Genomic DNA, 14407 nt, shown 5'->3' with positions numbered 1-14407 from the left:
GGCTTCATGGTTCCCTTTCTGCGCATCCTTGGCATCGAAACGAGCTGCGACGAGACCGCCGCCGCGGTCGTCGAGCGCGATGCGGAGGGGCATTCCAACGTGCTGTCGGACGTGGTGCTTTCCCAGCTCGACGAACATAGCGCCTATGGCGGCGTGGTGCCAGAGATTGCCGCACGCGCCCATGTCGAAGCGCTGGACGAGCTGATCGAGGAAGCGCTGAAGCGCGCCAATGTGTCGCTCGACGATGTCGACGCCATCGCCGCCACGTCGGGGCCGGGGCTGATCGGCGGGCTGCTGGTGGGCTTGATGACCGGCAAGGCGATCGCGAGAGCCGCCGGCAAGCCGCTCTATGCGATCAACCATCTCGAAGGCCATGCGCTGACTGCGCGGCTGACGGACGGGCTTTCCTTTCCCTATCTGATGCTGCTTGTCTCCGGCGGCCATACCCAGCTCATCCTGGTGCGTGGTGTCGGGCAGTACGAACGCTGGGGCACCACGATCGACGATGCGCTGGGCGAAGCCTTCGACAAGACGGCAAAGCTGCTCGGCCTGCCCTATCCCGGCGGCCCGGCGGTCGAGCGGATGGCGCGGGACGGCAATCCCGATCGCTTCGATTTTCCGCGGCCGCTGGTCGGCGAGGCAAGGCTCGATTTTTCCTTCTCCGGCCTGAAGACGGCGGTGCGGCAGGCGGCGCAGGATATCGCGCCGCTTAGCGATCAGGACGTGGCGGATATCTGCGCCTCGTTCCAGAAGGCGGTTTCGCGGACGCTGAGGGACCGTATCGGCCGCGGCCTGCAGCGGTTCAAGACGGAATTTCCGGCGCCATTCCCTGCTACTGGCCCAGCGACTGGCGAAAAGCCGGCGCTCGTCGTAGCCGGCGGTGTCGCCGCCAATCTCGAACTGCGCGGCACGCTGCAGGCACTGTGCGACAAGAACGGCTTCCGCTTCGTCGCGCCGCCGCTCAGACTCTGCACCGACAATGCCGTGATGATCGCCTGGGCGGGACTGGAGCGGATGGCGACCGGCGCTGCGCCGGATGCGCTCGACGTGCAGCCACGCTCGCGCTGGCCGCTCGATTCCAATGCGGAAACGCTGATCGGTTTCGGAAAACGAGGGGCCAAGGCATGAGCGAAAACATCGCCGTCGTCGGATCGGGGGCTTTCGGCACGGCGCTTGCCGCCGTTATCGCGCTTGCCGGCCGCAGCACTGTGACACTCGTCGGGCGTGATCCGTCACTGATTGCCGATCTGAAGGCCGAACGGCTGCATGATGCGGTGCTGCCCGGCATTCTCCTGCCCGATACGCTGGAATTTTCCGCCGAGGCGGATGCGATCACCGGTGCCTCCATCGTGCTGTTTGCGATGCCGTCGCAGGCGCAGGCCGATGCGGCGCGGCAATACGGCCCTTATCTCTCCAAGGATGCTGTGGTCGTCACCTGCGCCAAGGGCATCGAACGGGCGACCGGCAATCTTTTGACCGACATGCTGGAACGGGAACTGCCGGACCATTCCGTCGCCGTGCTCTCCGGTCCCGGTTTTGCCGCCGATATCGCCAAGGGCCTGCCGACCGCGATGGCGATTGCTGCAGCCGACATGGAGACCGCGGAGCGGCTCGCTCAGGCCATATCGGGTCGAACCTTCCGGCTCTACGCCTCCAACGACCGGATCGGCGTGCAGCTCGGCGGCGCTCTGAAGAATGTGCTGGCGATCGCCTGCGGCATCGTCGAAGGCGGTGGCATCGGCGATTCCGCGCGTGCGGCGCTGATTGCGCGCGGGCTTGCCGAAATGTCGCGTTTCGTCGTCGCCCAGGGCGGGCAGGCGGATACGGTGCGTGGGCTTTCCGGCCTCGGCGATCTGGTGCTGACGGCAACGAGCCATCAATCGCGAAACCTGCGCTTCGGCATCGCGCTCGGGCGCGGCGAAAAGACCGATCCCCTGCAGGGTGCGCTGGTGGAAGGCGCGTTTGCCGCCTCTGTCGCCTCGCGGCTTGCAGCAGAGTTGAAGGTCAGCATGCCGATCACCGATGCCATTTCCGCCATCATCGATGGCAAGCTCGATATATCAGAGGCGATAGAGCAGCTGATGACGCGTCCGATCACCACCGAATAGGAGACAGACATGCTTTTCGCCCTTCTCTGCAAGGACAAACCGGGACATCTGAACGTGCGCATGGAGACGCGTCCGACGCATATCGAGCATCTGAACAAGCTGAATGCCGAGGGCACGCTGAAGATCGCCGGGCCGTTTCTCGATGACGACGGCAAGCCCTGCGGCAGCCTGATCATCGTCGAAGCGGAATCGAAAGAGGCGGCGCGTGCGCTTGCCGATGCCGATCCCTATGCCAAGGCCGGACTATTCGAAAGCGTCGACGTCAAGGCCTACAACTGGGTCTTCAACAAACCGGAGGCGTGAGCATGGCGCATTGGCTCTATAAATCCGAACCCGCTTCCTGGTCCTGGGAGCAGCAGAAGGCTGCCGGCGAAAAGGGTACGGAATGGACCGGTGTCCGCAACTATCTGGCGCGCAACAACATGCGGGCGATGCAGATCGGCGACAAAGGCTTCTTCTATCATTCCAATGACGGGCTGGAGATCGTCGGCATCGTCGAAGTCTGCGCCCTGTCGCATCCCGATTCTTCCGCCAAGGGCGATCCGAAGTGGGATTGCGTCGATATCCGCGCCGTCATGGACGTGCCGAAGCCGGTGACGCTGAAGGCTGTCAAGGCGAGCGAGAAGCTCGCCAAGATGGCGCTCGTCACCTCGATGCGGCTTTCGGTGCAGCCGGTGACCGAGGAAGAATATCTCGAAGTCTGCCGGATGGGCGGATTGGACAATCCGCCGCGTTGAAGACCGATCCACAAGCCTTCATCCGAGCCAATACCAGCCTGATGCCGCCGCCGCATGTGCCGGAGATTTCTCTCCATCTGGCGAGCGAGGCGCATGAGCTCTGGCTGAAGACCGAGGAGGAGCTGGAAGCAATCGGCCTGCCGCCGCCCTTCTGGGCTTTTGCCTGGGCAGGCGGGCAGGGACTGGCGCGCTACGTTCTCGATCATCCGGAAACGGTGCGCGGCAAGCGCGTGCTTGATTTCGCCAGCGGTTCCGGCCTTGTCGGCATTGCGGCGATGATCGCCGGTGCCCGGGAAGTCACGGCCGCCGATATCGATCCCTGGGCGGAAGCCGCAGTCCGGCTGAATGCCGAGGCCAACCGCGTTTCGCTCGGATTTACCGGCGCCGATCTGATCGGGCAAGCCGTCGATGCGGATATCGTGCTTGCCGGCGACGTCTTCTACGACCGCGCTTTCGCCGACGCGCTCGTTCCCTGGTTCGCCAAGCTGGCAGCCGACGGCAAGCCGGTGCTGGTCGGCGATCCCGGGCGCAGCTATCTGCCTCGGGATCGGCTGGAATTCTGCGCGGTTTATGAGGTGCCGGTAACGCGGGCGCTGGAGGACAGCGAAATCAAGAAGACGACAGTGTGGCGCTTCGGTTCCTAGGTCGGATCGACTTCAGGACTCGATCATTCGCGATCACGACCCTTCTCAAGTAAAGCAAGGCATGCTGTGGCCTCAGCCGGAAGCGACCGGGTGAGCCCGCATGATCATGATATTGAGTTCTAACATGTTGCCCTCTTTGTCATTGCTATGACCAAGAGTATGTTCGGCCTTTCTCGGGTTCAGTCGGTAAAGCAACGGCTTCGATCAGGAAGCGTTATGTTGCCATATCAGATCGTTATGCTGCGTCACTTGCCACGCAACTGTCCCAAATTAACCCATTAATTAGCATTCACTTGCATGCGCGGACTGCGATGCTACCGTCGCCGGCATCGTGGGGGATCGCGTATGACGATTGAAGAGCTGATCGATCTGCAGGAAGCGGGCTCAAGGGCGCGGGTGCTCGGCCTGAAGGCTCACGAAAACCCATTCCTCGCCGCCCATAGGATGCCTACTGGTGATACCAGCGCCCTCGGGGATTGGCTTGCGCGTCACGACGCGTGGAAGTTCGGTTGGGAAGCGGAGGACGCTAGCCGCGAAGGTAGGATTGCTGCGCACTTCAAGGAACTGATCTCGATTGCCAAAAGAGGTGCGCTCGATGCCTAACGTTATTGATGGTGGTTCGCTAGCGACGAGCTCGGTTTTCTTGCCCCGTCACGGCGAAGGATCGGCACCTCTTTCACCATCAGATTGCCAGCGTTCAGGCCTTTTCGAAGAGCGGCGAGATCACCATTTCCGGCACCAGCACCAGGCCCTTGTCGGTTATCCGGATTTCCGGGATGACTGATAGCGGAATAAGGTTGAAGCCCATATAGGCGATGGTGCAGCCTGCCTTTTCCCATTCGAGCTTCAAGGCCTTTACCTCGTCCGCGACCTGGTGCACGCGCTTGTCGGACAAAAGCCCGGCGACCGGCAGTGGCACCATGGCCGTCACCTTGCCGTCCATGACGACACAGACGCCACCCTGCTTTTCCTCGATCGCGTCGAGCGCCACCTGCATGTCCGCGGCGTTCGTGCCGGCGACGATGACGTTGTGGCTGTCGTGGCCGACCGAGGATGCGACAGCGCCTTGTCTGAGCCCGAAGCCGTTGAGCAGTCCGTGGGCGACATTGCCGGCAGACTTGCCGTGGCGTTCCACCACCGTCACGAAGCAGAGGTCGTGCTTGTCGAAATGGGCTTGCCAGTCATTGGCCGGCTCCAGCGTGACGGTGACATGGCCGAGGGTAATGCCAGGCAGCTCTGTCTTGATCGTATGAGCGACGACCGTCTCCGTCGGCAGGTCCGGTGTCAGCTTGAGATTTTTTGGCAGCTTGACCGTGTGGTAGGCGGCATCCGGATAGCGGTACGGTTTCGACAGGGCTTCGTCGAGGATCGGCGTGATCTTCTTGCCGTCGACGACGAGTTCGCCGCCATACCAGGTGCTGACCGGCGTAAGGTCGTCGCTGAGAAGCACCAGGTCGGCGCGCCGTCCGCCGCCCAGACCGCCGATTTCGCCTTCCATGCCGAACCGCGTCGCGCCGTGCAGCGAACCCATCGCCCAGGCCTCTTCCGGCCTCATGCCGTATTTCACGGCTTCGCGCGTTACCCAGTCCAGGCCGAAGGCGAGCAGATCTTCCGCATCACGGTCGTCGGTGCAGACGGCGACGCGCTTGTGGGAAGCGCCGAGTTCGGTGATCGTCTTGATCGCCTGCGGCAGCGAATGCCAGGGTGTCGTCGGCGGGCCGCCGCGCAGGAAGATCCACACGCCGGCTTCCAGCAGGTCGTCGGCAATGTCGCGGTCGATGGCCTCATGCGTGTCGGTAACGCCGGATGCGGCATAGGCGGCAACGAACTCTCGTCCGTAGACATGGCCCGACACCGGCCTGCCACGCCCGAGCGCCGCAGCCAGGATCGCATGGCTGCGCTCGTCGCCCATCGCAACGGGGACAAAATCCATTTTCTCACCGAGAGCCACGGCTTCCGGCCATTTGTCGAACAGGGCGGCGATCTTGTCCGGCGTCAGGTCGCCGCCGGCTGTTTCCAGATCCGGCGTCGTCGCCGGCACGGTGCTCGGCACGGTCAGGAAGATCGACAGTGGCGCCTGCCGTGCATCCCCGAGCATGGCCTCGACGCCGGCGACGTCCATGACATTGCCGATCTCGTGGCTGTCGCAGAAGATCGTCGTCGTGCCGTTGAGGAGCGCCGCTTCGGCATAGGCGCAGGCCGTCACCATCGAGGATTCGATATGGATATGCGGATCGACCAAGCCCGGGGCGATGATGCCGCCCCTTGCGTCGTAGAGCTTGGCGTTCCCGCCTCTGTAGCTGCCGGCCGGCTTCACGGCTGCAATGCGGCCCCCCGAAATCCAGACTTCGCGTCCGTCGAGAAGGCGCTCCGAATAGGTGGACAAGACGCGTGCGCCCTGGATAACCAGGTCGGGTTCGCGACGAGCGGAGGCGACATCCGCAAGACGGCGAGTCATGGTCGAGAGCGGCTGAACGGAGAAGCGGGTAAGCGTGCTCATGTAAACCTCATTTCCAAGGCTCGGGGGAGGACTGGCGAGATTGTAGGGAACGCCGTCGGGGGAAGGAAGCACGAATAGTTGTTGTCTCTGGCGCAGGGCGACAGGCGCGTTCCGATCATTCGCGATCGCCCGGACCAGAAGACGTCAGCCGGCGATCAAAGCGGCTTCATACACCATCGTCGCGGCGGCAAGATCAGCCAATGCGGTTCCGACGGCCTTGTAGAGAGTGATCTCATCGTTGGACGTCCGCGCTGGAACATCCCGACGACACAGCTCGTCAAGTGTCGCACGCACCGCATCTGTAGAAATGACGCCGGCCCTGATCGGCTGAACCAGATCGCCTGCTTCGTGAAGGGCTTCGTGGGTGTCGATATAGACCGAGGAACGCCGAAGCGCCTCGTCATCGGCCTCGCGCATCGCCGGTGTGAAGCCGCCGATCAGATCGACATGGGTGCCCGGCCGCAGCCATTCGCCGCGGATAAGCGGTGCTGTCGCCAGCGTCGCTGCGCTGACGATATCGGCTTGCCGCACCGCGGCTTCCAGATCCGTGACGGCAGCGGCCTGGAGCCCCTGTTGCCGGAGGCTCTGCGCCAGCCGTTCGGCGCTGGCTGGATCGATATCCCAGATATCGACATGCGCGATCGGCCGGACGGCGCGGTAGGCATCGGGTATGAGGCTCGCGACGCGGCCTGCGCCGATCACCAGCAGACGGCGTGCGTCTTCTCGAGCAAGATAATCCGCGGCAAGGGCCGATGCCGCTACCGTACGGCGCGCTGTGATCGTGTTTCCGTCAAGGAGCGCAAGCTGCATCCCGGTCCGACCATCATAGAGCATGTAAGTCGAGGTCAAACCGGGAATGCCGCGCAGCGTGTTGCCGGGAAAGACGGTAACGATCTTGATACCAAGGTAGCGCTCCGACCGGTGCGTTTCATGCCAGGCCGGCATCAGAAGCAGCGTCGCATCTGGTTCGCCGCTATTGGCTATCGTGTGGTGATGCCGTACCGGCACGACACAGCCTTCGGCAAATGCTTGCCGCAGGGTCGCGACCAGCGGGCCGAAAGGGAGGAGCTCGCCCGTTGTCCGGGCATCGAGAATACGGATTTGTGTGTCGGTCATTGAAGCGATCTCTCAGTAAGGTCTGACTGCTGGATAAAGCGAATTCTCTGTGATTGAACGAGAGCCGCGTCGCCGCTGCGTGGCGCACCAGCTTTTCAACCGGCATCGGCCCTTTGGACACTTCGTTGCGATCGGAATGCGGAGCATTGAGCACCGCTCAGCCAAACGCCGCTTTCTTCTCCAGAAATCTGGCGTATTGCGTCAGCGGATAGCACAGGGCGAAGAAGATCACCGCGACGAGACCGTAGACCTTGAAAGGTTCGAAGGTCGCGTTGTTGATGGCGTTCGCGGTTTTCAGCAGTTCGTCGAAGCCGAGGATCGAGGCCAGTGCGGTGCTCTTGATCAACTGGACCAAGAACCCGACAGTTGGCGCGCGCGTGATCCGGAAAGCCTGCGGCAGGATGATAAGGCGAAGTTCGAGGAGACGATGCAAGCCCAGGCTGGATGCGGCGTCCCATTGCCCGCGCGGCACCGCCTCGACGCCGCTCCGCCAGATTTCGGCAAGATAAGCGCTGGCGTAGAACGTCAGGCCGCAGACGGCGGCGGTCCATGACCCGATCCGGAAGCCGAGCATCGGCAGGCCGAAGAACATCAGAAATAGCTGCATCAGGAGCGGCGTTCCCTGAAACAGGGCAATGTAGCCGGACGCGAAGCTGCGCGGCCAGCGCGTTTTCGATATCCGCGCAGACAGGATCGCCAGGCCAACGATGGCGCCGCCGGCAAAAGCTGCGAGCGAAAGCAGCAGGGTCCAGCGTGTCGCGAAGACAAGATTGCGCAGAATGTCCCAGAAGGTGAACTCAATCATGCCAGACCGGCTCCCAGAAAACGGCGTTTCCCGGCGAAAAGGAGCCGGCGAAGTGCGGCGGACATCGAAAGGTAGATCAACGTCGCCACCAGATAGGTCTCGAAGGAGCGGAAGGTGCGTGATTGAAGCAGATCGGCCTCCTGCGCCAGCTCGCGGACGGATATTTGCGAAACCACCGCCGATTCCAGCATCATGATGATGATCTGGCTCGTCAGCGCCGGAAAAATGATGGCGATCGCTTGCGGCAGGATGATCTTGAAGAACACCAGCCGAGGCCTGAGGCCGAGTGCCTGCGCCGCCTCTTTCTGGCCTCTCGGTATGGCATCGAGCCCGGCCCCGACCACCTCGATCGTGTAGGCCGCCATGTTGAGGGTCATGGCAAGGACGGCGGCAGTGATCGGATCGAGGCGAATGCCGAGGCTAGGCAAGCCAAAGAAGATGAAGAACAGCTGCACCAGGAATGGCGTGTTGCGCATGATTTCCACATACAGGCCGACGACCTTGCGCAACCATGGATAAGGTCCCCGGCGCGCAGCCGCGCCGAGAATGCTGAGAACGATCCCGAGGACCGATGTGGAGACCGTCAGTGCAAGCGTCGTGCCTGCGCCATAAGCCAGAGCTCCCATTCCGTCCCAAAGCCAATTGAAATCGAGGCTGTATCTCATCGCTTGTCCTTTGGAGCCGGATGAGCCGGGCCGGGTCGCCCCGAAATCCCGATCCGCCTCTCAACCAAAGAATTGAAGCATGATGCCACTGCAATCGCCTGCAGTTTTCGGCATCACGCTCAGGTGAGTGGGAGGCCGCCCTCGTCAGTCCTTCAGGTTTTCAGGGTTGAGCGGCGCTTTCAGCCAGCTCTTCGAGCTAGCGTCGAGCGAACCATCGGCGATCATTGCGGCGACGCTGTCGTTGACAACCTTCTTCAGGCCTTCCTCGCCCTTGCGGAGCGCGATGTGCGAAGGGGAGCTGAGGAGCTGGAACTTCTGCTCCGGCTTCAGCTCGTCCTGTCGTGCCAGAACCTGCGCACCGACATCGTTGCCGACGACCATCAACTGGGTCTGGCCGGATATGAAGGCCTGGATGACCGAATTATAGTTCTCGAAACGCTGGATCGCAGCCGAGCCGGGGGCGACTGCCGTCAGCGACGTGTCTTCGAGCGTCCCACGATTGACGGCAACGGTCTTGTCGGCGAGGTCTTCCTTGCCTCTCACCTTCAGCGCAGCCGGACCGATGACGGCGATATAGTAGGGGGCGTACGGGGCGGCAAAATCGATAACCTCGGCGCGCTCCTTCGAATAGCCGACGCTCATCAGCAGGTCGACGCGGTCGTCGTTCAGGTAGGCGATCCTGTTCTGGCCAGTAACGCTGACGAGATTGAGTTTCACGCCGAGCCCGTCGGCGATCTTCTGGGCGACGTCTACGTCATAGCCCTTGATGCTCATATCGGCGCTTGCCGAAGAGAAGGGCGGGAAATCGGAGAAGATGCCAATGTTGATCTCGCCTGCGGCTTTGATATCGGCAAGTTCGTCGGCCTGCGCGGCCCCTGCCAGGATGCCGAATACGGCAATTGCCGCGGTGGCAGTGTAGCGTAATTTCATAAGAGCAGTCATGTCGTTCCCCTTTTTGAGACGTGTTGTGCGACAGGTGATGGATGGCAGCGGGCACGAGGCACGCTGCCGTTGTGGAGCTGGTTCTCAGGTCAGCTTTGTCCTGACCGCGGGACTGAACATCGCGAGGCACAGGAGTTCGAACAGGACCTGCGCGGCGATCTGCGCGGTGTTGGTGGTGTTGTCGTATTGCGGCGCGATTTCCACGACGTCGCCGCCGACGAGGTTGATGCCCTTGAAGCCGCGCAGCAGGGTCAGGGCCTCCCTCGGCTGAAGCCCGCCGACTTCCGGCGTGCCGGTTCCCGGGGCGAAGGCCGGATCGAGGCTGTCCACGTCGAAACTGAGATAGGTCGGACCGGCGCCGACGACCTCCAGAGCCTTTGCGATCACGGCCTTGAGGCCCATCTCCGCCACCTCTTCGGCGTGAATGACGGTCATGCCGGAGGCAACGGAGAACTCCCAGAGATATTCGCCGCCGCCGCGGATGCCGATCTGGATCGTACGCTTCGGATCGAGCACGCCCGCCAGAACCGCCTCGCGGAAGGGCGCGCCGTGATGGAACTTCGAGCCCTCATACGGACCGGCGGTGTCGCAATGAGCGTCGATGTGGATCATGCCTACCGGCTGGCTGGCCGCCAGGCCCTTGAGGATGGCGCCGGAGATCGAATGGTCACCGCCGACCGACAGCGGGATAACCCCGGTTGCCGCGATCATCCGGTAGCAGGCCTCGATGTCGGCATGGCACTCGGCCAGGCCGAACCGGCTGCGCATCGGCACGTCGCCGACATCGGCGACCGTTAGCCCTCCCATCGGCGCGACACGCAGAACATGTTCGTAGGGACCGATACGCTCGATCGCCCGGACGGCCCGCGGCCCCAGCCGCGCGCCGGCGCGATTTGTGACGCCGAGATCCATCGGCACGCCGATCAGAGCCACGTCAAGCGCCTCAAGCACCTCGTGCCGCAAGCCGTTCTCGATGAAACGGGCGTCCAGAAAGGTCGCAGGATCGGCGAAGGGCCATTTGCGGCTGTCGCCGTCCTTGAATACGCTCGCCGCCACGGCGCGGAAGTGCGGATCTTCCATCTCCCCGCCTGCAGCGCTGCCGAAGCGCTTTCTCAAGTCCTCCAGAAAATCCTGGTCAATGGTCAAGGCAGGCTCCCACGGTATTGATGCTGCCATCATCATCGGCGCCGCCCGCTTTTCTTGGAACCGCGAAAATTCGAGAGGGGATATAACGATTCTTGATAGCTTGGATCCGCCGATGCTCCGCGATGCGGGTGGTGCGTCCATCGGTATGTTCAGAAAACTTTATAACTCGGCGAGAATTTTCGAGATCTGCGTGAGGCCGGAAAGCGTCGAGATATCGTCCGACGCTCCGGGTGTCGGAGCCATGCCCGGACGGGTTGCCGACGTCGTGACACTCGGTGCCTTCAGGCATGTCGTTCTGACCATCGCCAGTGGCGACCGGATAATCTCGGCTTGCCCGAACCGCCCAGACATAGCCTTCGTTCGTGGGCAGGAGATCAGCGTTTCCATTCCGCCCGAGGCATGCGTTCTGTTCGCGCGATAAGCTGGCATTGACGTGGCGCAGCTTGTATTGCGCCCCGGCTAAGGATCGCCAGTTGCGGGAAGAACATGGTTCGTCCAGTATCCGCTTAGAGGCAGAGAGGCCCTCGGCTCTCGAGCGCCACAAAGTATGGAATGCGGCTTCTGATGCTTGATCTTGATTCCTATCTGCTTCGTGCATTTCTGACCGTCGCGGAGATCGGCACCGTCAATGGGGCAGCCGTCAAGCTGAACAGAACGCAGGCGGCCGTGAGCATGCAGATCCGCAAGCTGGAGGAGCTTGTCGGCGTTACGCTGTTTTCGCGTTCGTCAAAAGGCCTCGAGTTGACGAGCCATGGGCAGATCATGCTGGCCTATGCCCGTGAAATGGTCGCCCTCAGCGACGAGGTCGGGAAAAGGCTGACAGGCAAGATGATCGAGGACCGCATTCGCCTCGGCGTCGTTGAGGACTTCGCAGCCGGCCACCTGATCGACATTCTTAGTGCCTTCAGAGCCCAGAACCCGAAGGTCGAGATCGACATCATTGTCGAACCGAATCGCCGCCTCGCCAAACTGTTTGAAGACAGGAAGCTGGATCTCGTGGTTTGCGACATCACCTGCCTCTCGCGAAAACCGACCCTGATCTGGACCGAATATTTGATGTGGACGGTCAGATCCGACTTTGTGGCGGATACGGGAAAACCGCTTCCGATCATCATGTTCGAGGAGGAGTGTCCCTGGACGCTCCCGACGATTGCGGCTCTGTCCCAGCGGAACGTCAAATGGAAGACGGCGTGTGTCGCATCGACCCTGGTCGCTATGGCGACCGCGGTTCGCGTCGGTATCGGTATCGCGCCAATGATGCTCACCACGAAACCGGAGGGCTGCCGGACGCTTGACAGATCGGCGGATCTGCCCGGTCCGGTGCGCATCGAGATCGGTCTCTATGCTCAGTCCGAGACGGCCGAAGGCGCGCGCTACCTTGTGGACTTTATTTCGCGGCATACGGCCATATTGTCCAGCTAGAACATGATGGCGAAAAGCGTGATCGGTTTTCGGACGACATCATGCTCCAACTCTCTAATGTAGAACAGGATTCAGACTTTAGGCCGACCGGACCTAAAATCTGAATCCTGTTCTAGGAGCGTTCAGCTTCCATTATATCGGGTCAATTTAATTCCCTCTACCGGAATGGCGAGCGAAGCCCCACAGTGATCCATGAAGGGTCGACGGCCCAATCTCAAGCATTCATGGAAGTCTGCGAATACGATGATGGGGCAAGCCAAAGTTGACGAAACTCTCCTTGCGGATGCCGCCTATCTGCCCGGCCAGGTCGCAAACCTCACGAGGGGAGCGAGCGTGATGGCGCAAACCAACGAAATACTGGAGCGCATCGATGACATGCTGCTGCGCGAAGGTACCGACAAGTCAGAGATCATTCTCGCCAACATCTGGCTCAGGGACCTTGCCTCATTCGAGGAAATGAACAGAGCCTGGGATGCTTGGATGCCGGAGAGCGGAACGCCACGGCGGGCGACGTTTGAGGACAAGAGTCTCCCGCCGATGTGCGCCATCCGTATTGACGTAGCAGCGTCGCGAAAGAGTAGGGCCGGGCACATTTGAGCCGCCTGCGTTCGTCATCCTGCTCTAAAGCGCGTCGCGATCTTTCAGATTCGCTCCTGGCGCTTTAGGCCTTTGTTTTTTACGCATGTCGTTGTCGCAAAACCGCGGCACAGTTTTGCGCGACATGCTTTAAGGCCGGATGACGCAGACATTGGCCTCATAGGCGCAGGGATCGTCCTGCACTGCAATATCGATGACTTTCGCTTTCGGGGCCAGCGGCTCATGCCGTGCGCGGGGATAGAAGCCATAGCCGTCGCCGCCGACATAGGTTCCGCCATCGGCCTGATAGACGTAAGACGTGCCGGCATAGGTGTCGCCGACGTCACGCTGCGCCTGGGGTACGACGACAACGATATTGTTGCGGATGACGCGGTTGGTCGTCGGCGAGGAAAACTGTTTCAGGAACGGCATCCGTTCTTTGCGGTTCCGAGATCGATAAGCGTTGTCGAAACGGATGCCGCGATCGCGCCAGGTCACACGTTCGCCGAGAAGCAGTCCGCCATGAAAAGCATGGCGGTGGTCGGAAAAGCGACGATCATGACGGCGGTCGCCGGCTTCGGCGGGAAGTGCAGCAAGTGCGGACAGGGCAATCAGGGCGACTGCGGACAGACTGCGAAACATGGGTGGCCGGCCTCCGGAATTCCGATCCCTAACAAATCGTTAACGCCAGATTGCGCCAAAAGCCGGAGCTTGTCCATTCAGGTCGGACAACCGGCACAAAATTTGAGCGGAAAAAACCAGTTTCCTTAGCCTGCAAACTTCCCGGTAACGCGAATCGATTAAATTAAAAGCAGACAGCGATTGTGCTTGTCGTCGGCGGTTCCGGTGATTAAACGTCGCAATTGATGCAACGCACACAGAGAATTTTGTCATTCGTGTGGTTGACTGAGCATGCTCCGAAATCCGGGAGCGCAGAGAAGCCGCCGCGAGGTTCTGATGGCGAACGTGACAAATAACCGGCCCCTATCGCCGCATCTGCAAATCTACAAACCTATTCCCACCATGGTCATGTCCATCGTTCACCGTATTACCGGTAGCGCGCTTTACGTCGGCACGCTGCTCGTCGCCTGGTGGCTGATCGCGGCGGCAAGCGGCCAGGGCTCCTATGACTGGGCCAACTGGGTGCTCGGCAGCCTTCTCGGCAAGCTCGTGCTTCTCGGCTACACCTGGGCGCTGCTGCACCATATGCTCGGCGGCTTCCGCCACTTCATGTGGGATCTCGGCTATGGCTTCGGGAAAGAGTTCTCGACCAAGCTCGCCATCGCCAACATCATCGGGTCGCTCTGTCTGACCGCGCTGGTCTGGGTGATCGGCTTCCTCATTCGCTTCTGAAGGTCCTCTCATGGATATGCGCACCCCCCTCGGCAAGGTTCGCGGGCTCGGCTCCGCCAAGGACGGCACGGATCATTTCTGGCGTCAGCGGCTAACGGCCGTCGCCAATGTTCCGCTCATCCTGTTCTTCGTCATCTTCATGCTCGCCTATGCCGGCGCGCCCTATGCGGATGTGGTCCGCGCGCTGTCGAATCCCTTCGTCGCCGTCGTCATGGGCCTGATGGTGATCTCGGGTGTCATTCACATGAAGCTCGGCATGCAGGTCATCATCGAGGATTACGTGCACGGCGAATTCGGCAAGATCGCTCTCCTGATGCTGAACACGTTCTTTGCGATCCTGATTGCCGGCCTCTGTCTCTTCGCCATTCTGAAAATCGCATTCGTAGGATAAGC

17 protein-coding genes and 1 pseudogene are annotated in these 14407 nt (G+C 61.4%); 11 read left to right on the top strand and 7 right to left on the bottom strand.

The annotated features are described in order from the left end of the window. The first annotated feature begins 6 nt into the window (after window positions 1-6). The 6 genes from tsaD to BA011_RS18435 all read left to right on the top strand — a co-directional run bounded on the left by tsaD (window position 7) and on the right by BA011_RS18435 (window position 4092). The gene (gene tsaD / locus BA011_RS18460) at window positions 7-1128 is read left to right on the top strand and encodes a tRNA (adenosine(37)-N6)-threonylcarbamoyltransferase complex transferase subunit TsaD (RefSeq protein WP_065281518.1); all 1122 of its coding nucleotides are present in this window, start codon (window positions 7-9) and stop codon (window positions 1126-1128) included. Beyond that, window positions 1125-2108 carry an NAD(P)H-dependent glycerol-3-phosphate dehydrogenase gene (locus BA011_RS18455; RefSeq protein WP_065281517.1) on the top strand — a complete coding sequence of 328 codons (984 nt, stop codon included), beginning with the start codon at window positions 1125-1127 and terminating at the stop codon, window positions 2106-2108. Before tsaD ends, BA011_RS18455 begins: the two co-directional genes overlap by 4 nt. 9 nt (window positions 2109-2117) lie before the next feature. After that, complete coding sequence (locus BA011_RS18450; protein ID WP_065281516.1) at window positions 2118-2411, top strand: YciI-like protein; 294 nt, start codon at window positions 2118-2120, stop codon at window positions 2409-2411. A 2-nt stretch (window positions 2412-2413) separates the two neighbouring features. Beyond that, window positions 2414-2845: an EVE domain-containing protein gene (locus tag BA011_RS18445; protein ID WP_065281515.1), complete on the top strand. Its 432-nt coding sequence runs from the start codon at window positions 2414-2416 to the stop codon at window positions 2843-2845. After that, window positions 2842-3489: a class I SAM-dependent methyltransferase gene (locus tag BA011_RS18440; RefSeq protein WP_065281514.1), complete on the top strand. Its 648-nt coding sequence runs from the start codon at window positions 2842-2844 to the stop codon at window positions 3487-3489. Before BA011_RS18445 ends, BA011_RS18440 begins: the two co-directional genes overlap by 4 nt. 345 nt (window positions 3490-3834) lie before the next feature. Next, complete coding sequence (locus BA011_RS18435; protein ID WP_065281513.1) at window positions 3835-4092, top strand: CrpP-related protein; 258 nt, start codon at window positions 3835-3837, stop codon at window positions 4090-4092. Window positions 4093-4186: 94 nt separating this feature from the next. Here BA011_RS18435 and BA011_RS18430 read toward each other — a convergent pair whose 3' ends face one another. The 6 genes from BA011_RS18430 to speB form a co-directional block, all read right to left on the bottom strand. Further along, entirely contained in the window at window positions 4187-5989 is a 1803-nt protein-coding gene (locus BA011_RS18430; protein WP_065281512.1) for an adenine deaminase, read from the bottom strand. 144 nt (window positions 5990-6133) lie between these two features. Continuing rightward, the gene (locus BA011_RS18425; RefSeq protein WP_065281511.1) at window positions 6134-7105 is read right to left on the bottom strand and encodes an ornithine cyclodeaminase family protein; all 972 of its coding nucleotides are present in this window, start codon (window positions 7103-7105) and stop codon (window positions 6134-6136) included. 157 nt (window positions 7106-7262) lie between these two features. Next, window positions 7263-7910 carry an amino acid ABC transporter permease gene (locus BA011_RS18420; protein WP_065281510.1) on the bottom strand — a complete coding sequence of 216 codons (648 nt, stop codon included), beginning with the start codon at window positions 7908-7910 and terminating at the stop codon, window positions 7263-7265. Next, a complete protein-coding gene (locus tag BA011_RS18415; protein WP_017989675.1) occupies window positions 7907-8575 on the bottom strand; it encodes an amino acid ABC transporter permease in 669 nt (222 codons plus the stop codon). Before BA011_RS18415 ends, BA011_RS18420 begins: the two co-directional genes overlap by 4 nt. Before the next feature lie 144 nt (window positions 8576-8719). Further along, window positions 8720-9517, bottom strand: coding sequence for a transporter substrate-binding domain-containing protein (locus BA011_RS18410; RefSeq protein ID WP_065281509.1), 798 nt, complete (start codon window positions 9515-9517; stop codon window positions 8720-8722). An 84-nt stretch (window positions 9518-9601) separates the two neighbouring features. Next, complete coding sequence (speB, locus tag BA011_RS18405) at window positions 9602-10663, bottom strand: agmatinase (RefSeq protein ID WP_186806458.1); 1062 nt, start codon at window positions 10661-10663, stop codon at window positions 9602-9604. Window positions 10664-10844: 181 nt separating this feature from the next. Here speB and BA011_RS18400 point away from each other — a divergent pair. From BA011_RS18400 to BA011_RS18390, 3 genes and pseudogenes are all read left to right on the top strand, one after another. Continuing rightward, window positions 10845-11084: pseudogene (locus BA011_RS18400) on the top strand (TOBE domain-containing protein); the annotation flags it as partial. 131 nt (window positions 11085-11215) lie between these two features. Next, entirely contained in the window at window positions 11216-12085 is an 870-nt protein-coding gene (locus BA011_RS18395) for a LysR substrate-binding domain-containing protein (RefSeq protein WP_186806457.1), read from the top strand. A 243-nt stretch (window positions 12086-12328) separates the two neighbouring features. Beyond that, window positions 12329-12682, top strand: coding sequence for a RidA family protein (locus tag BA011_RS18390; RefSeq protein WP_065281506.1), 354 nt, complete (start codon window positions 12329-12331; stop codon window positions 12680-12682). Window positions 12683-12811: 129 nt separating this feature from the next. Here the strand turns inward: BA011_RS18390 and BA011_RS18385 are convergent, their stop codons facing one another. Beyond that, the gene (locus tag BA011_RS18385) at window positions 12812-13303 is read right to left on the bottom strand and encodes a hypothetical protein (RefSeq protein ID WP_065281505.1); all 492 of its coding nucleotides are present in this window, start codon (window positions 13301-13303) and stop codon (window positions 12812-12814) included. Window positions 13304-13618: 315 nt separating this feature from the next. Here BA011_RS18385 and sdhC point away from each other — a divergent pair, with 315 nt between their 5' ends. Both sdhC and sdhD read left to right on the top strand, forming a co-directional pair. Then, entirely contained in the window at window positions 13619-14014 is a 396-nt protein-coding gene (sdhC, locus tag BA011_RS18380) for a succinate dehydrogenase, cytochrome b556 subunit (protein ID WP_065281504.1), read from the top strand. Window positions 14015-14024: 10 nt separating this feature from the next. Then, on the top strand, window positions 14025-14405 hold the full coding sequence (gene sdhD / locus BA011_RS18375) for a succinate dehydrogenase, hydrophobic membrane anchor protein (RefSeq protein ID WP_065281503.1): 381 nt from the start codon (window positions 14025-14027) through the stop codon (window positions 14403-14405). Window positions 14406-14407 lie beyond the last annotated feature (2 nt).

Source organism: Rhizobium leguminosarum (assembly GCF_001679785.1).
In the GTDB taxonomy this organism is placed as follows: Bacteria; Pseudomonadota; Alphaproteobacteria; order Rhizobiales; family Rhizobiaceae; genus Rhizobium; species Rhizobium leguminosarum_R.
Note: the sequence above shows the minus strand (reverse complement) of the source record. Positions and strands in the feature narration are given on the sequence as shown.